This window comes from Rhodococcus sp. (in: high G+C Gram-positive bacteria), assembly GCF_049299235.1.
GTDB lineage: Bacteria > Actinomycetota > Actinomycetes > Mycobacteriales > Mycobacteriaceae > Rhodococcus.
The window spans coordinates 1-4,898 of record NZ_JBAQXC010000157.1 but is presented as its reverse complement, the minus strand read 5'-3'; the positions used below and the strand labels follow the sequence as shown (position 1 = coordinate 4,898).

The window sequence follows — 4,898 nt, the reverse complement described above, 5'->3', positions numbered from 1 at the left end:
GGGCCTGCCGCTGGCGGTGTTCCCCGGTGGCACCCTCAACCACTTCGCACGCGATGCCGGCGCCGCCGAACCCGCCGACACGATCCGCGCTGTCACGCGGGGCCATGCCGTTCGCATCGACCTCGGGCGGGTCACGGTCATCGCCGGCCCGGACGGTACCGCCGGCGCGGACAGTACCGTCGGCCCGGACAGTACCGTCGGCCCGGACAGTACCGCCGGCATCGAGCGCACCTTCGTCAACACAGCCAGCCTGGGCGGCTACCCGGATACGGTGCGGCTGCGGGAACGCTGGGAACCCCGCATCGGCAAATGGCCGGCCGCTGCGGCGGCGATGGCACGGGTCCTGGCGACGGCGACACCGCTGCGTGTGCAGATCGGGAGCATCCCGATGTCGGTGTGGCTGCTGTTCGTCGGCAACGGGCGCTACACCCCGACCGACCGGGTGCCGATGTCCCGGCCGACGCTGACCGGCGGCACCCTCGACGTGCGCTACCTGCGCGCCGACCGCCGGTGGTCGCGGCTGCGGCTGCTCACCGCCGCCATGACCGGAACCCTGGACCGCTCCCCGACCTACACCCACCGGAACACCGACGGCCTGTCGGTGCGGATCGACGGGCCGCCGGTGGCGCTGGCCACCGACGGCGAGGTCATCGCCGACGGCATCGCCTTCGAATTCCGCAGTGCCCCGGAGACGTTGACGCTCTACCGGCTACCCGATCAGGAGTCCTGACCGGGCGTGTCGGTGTCGGTGGCCGGTTCCGTCGCGGTGGTCGGTGTCTCCGCGTCGGTGTCGGTGTCGGACCCGGCTGCCGGCAGCATCGTTTCGAGTGCCGCCCCGGTGATCCGCCGGAACGCGCGGCGCGGCCGCGTCTTCTCGAGCACCGCGACCTCGAGTTCCCCGAGTCCCAGCACACGCGGCGCCGCCTCGGTTCCGGTGCCGCGCTGCAGCGCCGTCACCGCGACCGTCACCGCGGCACCGAGATCCAGACCGGGGCGGTAGGCCTCGCGCAGCGCCGTCGCGATCGGTTCGGTGGTGCCGCCCATCACCACGAACTGCGGTTCGTCGACGATCGACCCGTCGTAGGTGATCCGATACAACTGCGCGGCGTCGTCGCTGTCCGACCGTCCCACCTCGGCGACACAGATCTCCACCTCGTACGGCTTGGGCTGATCGGTGAAAATCGACCCGAGAGTCGAGGCGAACGCGGTCGCCAGCGACCGGCCCGTCACATCCCGCCGGTCGTACGCATAGCCGCGCATGTCGGCGTGCATGATCCCGGCGCGGCGCAGGCTCTCGAACTCGTTGTACTTGCCGACCGCGGCAAATCCCACCCGGTCGTACAGCTCGCTGATCTTGTGCAGCGCCTTCGACGGGTTCTCCGCGACGAACACCACCCCGTCCGCGTAGATCAACGCGATGACGCTGCGGCCGCGGGCGATGCCCTTACGTGCCAATTCCGAACGATCCCGCATGATCTGCTCGGCGGACGCATAGTACGGCAGCGTCATTGCCCACCTCCAGCGGTACGGTCGACCACGATCTCTCGCGCCAGTTCGGACAGGGACGCTTCCGGCACCAGCGTCGCACCCGCCGCGGTGATCACCGCGGCGGTCGGATAGATGCCGCGGGTCGTGTCGGGGCCGCCGGTGCCGCTGTCGTCGTCGGCCGCGTCGTACAGCGCCTCGACCGCGCTGCGCAGCGCAGACTGCTCGTCGGCGTCGGCCCGGTACAGCTTCTTCAGCGACGACTTCGCGAACAACGACCCCGACCCGACCGCGTGATATCCGGCGCGTTCCTCGTACCGGCCACCGACCACGTCGTACGAGACGATCCGACCCGCCCGACGCGGATCGGCAGCGTCCAGATCGAACCCGACCAGCAGCGGCACCACCGCCAAACCCTGCATGGCCGCCCCGAGGTTGCCGCGCACCATCGCCGAGAGCCGGTTGGCCTTGCCGTCGAACGTCAACGGCACACCCTCGATCTTCTCGTAGTGCTCGAGTTCGACCGCGAACAGTCGCACCATTTCCACGGCCAGGCCCGCGGTCCCGGCGATCCCCGCCGCCGAATACTCGTCGGTGATGTGCACCTTGTCCACATCGCGGCTCGCGATGAGGCTGCCCATCGTGGCGCGCCGGTCACCGGCGAGCAACACACCACCGTCGAAGGTCACCGCCACGATGGTCGTCCCGTGCGGCGCGAGCTCGCTCAGCGCGCCGAGTTGGCCGGCGAACCGGTTCTCCGGCAACAACTCGGGCGCATGCACCCGCAGATGATCGGTGAACGAGGACATCGGCGACGCGAGGCGCAGCCGGGGCTGCACCTCGCGATACGGAAGTGAGGATCGATCCGCGGTCACTGGCCGCCCTTCTGCACATAGGCCCGCACGAAGTCCTCGGCGTTCTCCTCGAGCACATCGTCGATCTCGTCGAGAAGATCGTCGGTGTCCGACGCCAACTTCTCGCGCCGTTCCTGCCCGGCACCACCGTCGCCGACGACCTCGTCGTCGTCGCCGCCACCACCACGTGTGGTCTGCTCCTGCGCCATAGCCGCCGACCTCCTCGATCACTGCGGTGCCCGGATCCGGTCGAGTACCGGGACGGGCCACCAACGTTGCTCAGAACCCCACCCTACCGAGCCTGCCCGGCCCCGAGTGCGACTTGGCGTGCGGCGCGCCCGTGTGTCGGCGACCGCACCCGCACCCTCGTCAGTGGGTGAGCTGATCCACCAGTTCCGCCGCCGAATCCACCGACTCGAGCAACGCACCGACATGCGCTCGGCTACCACGCAGCGGCTCCAACGTCGGGATCCGCACCAGCGATTCACCGCCGAGATCGAAGATCACCGAATCCCAGCTCGCGGCGGCGATATCCGCACCGAACCGGCGCAGGCACTCGCCGCGGAAATACGCCCGGGTGTCCGTGGGCGGGGTGTGCACCGCATCGAGAACCTGCTGTTCGGTGATCAGGCGCCGCATCGATCCGCGCGCCACCAGCCGGTTGTACAAGCCCTTGTCCAGACGCACATCCGAATACTGCAGGTCCACCAGATGCAGCCGCGGCGCCGACCACGCCAGCCCTTCCCGGTTCCGGAAACCCTCGAGCAGCCGCAGCTTCGCCGGCCAGTCCAACAGGTCCGCGCACTCCATCGGGTCGCGCTCGAGCAGATCGAGCACCCGCGCCCACTGGTCGAGCACGTCGAGCACGCGGGCATCGTCGGTGCCGGCGTGGAACGCCGCGGCCCGCTCGTGGTAGATCCGCTGCAACGCCAGGCCGGTGAGCTCGCGCCCGTCGACCAACGCCACCGTTCGGCGCAGCGTCGGGTCATGACTGATGTGATGCACCGCGGTCACCGGCCGGGCCAGTTGCAGATCCGACAGGTCGACGCCCGCCTCGATCAGATCCAGCACCAACGCCGTGGTCCCCACCTTCAGGTAGGTCGACATCTCCGCCAGGTTGGCGTCGCCGATGATCACATGCAAACGCCGGTACTTGTCGGCGTCGGCGTGCGGCTCGTCGCGGGTGTTGATGATGCCGCGCTTGAGCGTCGTTTCGAGACCGACCTCGACCTCGATGTAGTCGGACCGCTGCGACAACTGGAAACCGGCCTCGTCGCCGGACTGGCCGATGCCCACTCGACCGGACCCGCAGATCACCTGACGGGACGCGAAGAACGGGGTCAGACCCGCCACCACCGCCGAGAACGGGGTATCCCGAGACATCAGATAGTTTTCGTGGGTGCCGTACGAGGCGCCCTTGCCGTCGACGTTGTTCTTGTACAACTGCAGGCGCGGTGCGCCGGGCACACTCGAGGCGTGCCGCGCCGCAGCCTCCATCACCCGCTCGCCGGCCTTGTCCCAGATCACCGCGTCCAGCGGGTCGGTGACCTCCGGCGCCGAATACTCGGGATGGGCATGGTCGACGTACAACCGCGCCCCATTGGTGAGGATCATGTTGGCGGCGCCGACCTCGTCGGCGTCGATGATCGGGGCGGGACCGTTGAATCGGCCCAGGTCGAATCCGCGGGCATCACGCAGCGGCGATTCCACCTCGTAGTCCCAGCGGGTGCGCCTGGCGCGCGGCACCCCCGCCGCCGCCGCGTACGCCAGCACCGCCTGGGTGGAGGTCAGGATCGGGTTCGCCGTGGGTTCGTTGGGGGAGGAAATCCCGTATTCGACTTCGATACCGATGATCCGCTGCATGGCATCGAGATTAGGGGATCATCGCGTCTCCGGACGCGCCGCGGCCCGATCCGCCTACCCGGGGTGCGGCGCACTGCCCACGCCGTGTGATTCCCACGGATATGCGGGTGGCACGATGAACGCAATGGATCAGACCGCGTGGTACGAGCGTGGCTCGGGCGAACTCGTCGCCGTGTACGACGCTGCCGGCCGCTGCACCGGGCAGGCCCCGCGCTCGCAGGTGTACGCAATGGGACTGTGGCACGGCAGCGCCGGGGTGCTGCTGCGCTCGGCGGACCGTTCCCGGATCTATGTGCATCGCCGCGCCGCCGACAAGACGGTGTTCGCGGCGTATCACGACTGCCTCGCCGGTGGTGTGATCGATCCCGGGGAAACCCCGATCGACGCGGCACGGCGCGAACTGGCCGAGGAACTCGGGGTCACCGGCATCGCATTGGCCCCGCTCGCCGCGACCGCGTGGGACGGCAGTTGGCGCGGTCATCCCCTGCGCTGCCACCTGTGGGCGTTCGAAGCCTGCTGGAGCGGTTCGGTGACCCACCAGGACAGTGAGATCGATGCCGGCTGGTGGTGGACACTCGACGAACTGCGCGCACATCTGCGCGATCCGACCTGGCCGTTCGTGCCGGACACCCGCGCTCTGCTCCCCGACCTGCTCGAACCGTGATCGGGTGGTTGGGGGACCGGTTCCCGAACCAC

The 4,898-nt window shown here is 69.2% G+C and carries 6 protein-coding genes; 2 read left to right on the top strand and 4 right to left on the bottom strand.

The window, feature by feature from the left end; translation table 11 throughout:
- Positions 1–730: diacylglycerol/lipid kinase family protein (locus WAX14_RS09685; RefSeq protein WP_422627871.1), on the top strand; the 730-nt coding region annotated here is incomplete at its 5' end.
- Here WAX14_RS09685 and prcA read toward each other — a convergent pair.
- The 4 genes from prcA to dop form a co-directional block, all read right to left on the bottom strand.
- Positions 718–1,509, bottom strand: a complete 792-nt coding sequence (gene prcA / locus WAX14_RS09680) for a proteasome subunit alpha (protein WP_422627870.1) — start codon at positions 1,507–1,509, stop codon at positions 718–720. The genes WAX14_RS09685 and prcA overlap by 13 nt on opposite strands.
- Positions 1,506–2,360: a proteasome subunit beta gene (gene prcB / locus WAX14_RS09675; protein ID WP_422627869.1), complete on the bottom strand. Its 855-nt coding sequence runs from the start codon at positions 2,358–2,360 to the stop codon at positions 1,506–1,508. Before prcB ends, prcA begins: the two co-directional genes overlap by 4 nt.
- On the bottom strand, positions 2,357–2,548 hold the full coding sequence (locus WAX14_RS09670; RefSeq protein ID WP_006552173.1) for a ubiquitin-like protein Pup: 192 nt from the start codon (positions 2,546–2,548) through the stop codon (positions 2,357–2,359). The genes prcB and WAX14_RS09670 overlap by 4 nt, the downstream gene beginning before the upstream one ends.
- Before the next feature lie 160 nt (positions 2,549–2,708).
- Positions 2,709–4,202, bottom strand: coding sequence for a depupylase/deamidase Dop (dop, locus tag WAX14_RS09665; RefSeq protein WP_422627868.1), 1,494 nt, complete (start codon positions 4,200–4,202; stop codon positions 2,709–2,711).
- A gap of 124 nt (positions 4,203–4,326) precedes the next feature.
- Between dop and WAX14_RS09660 the strand changes: the two genes are divergently transcribed.
- Positions 4,327–4,866 carry an NUDIX hydrolase gene (locus tag WAX14_RS09660; RefSeq protein WP_422627867.1) on the top strand — a complete coding sequence of 180 codons (540 nt, stop codon included), beginning with the start codon at positions 4,327–4,329 and terminating at the stop codon, positions 4,864–4,866.
- Positions 4,867–4,898: the final 32 nt, after the last annotated feature.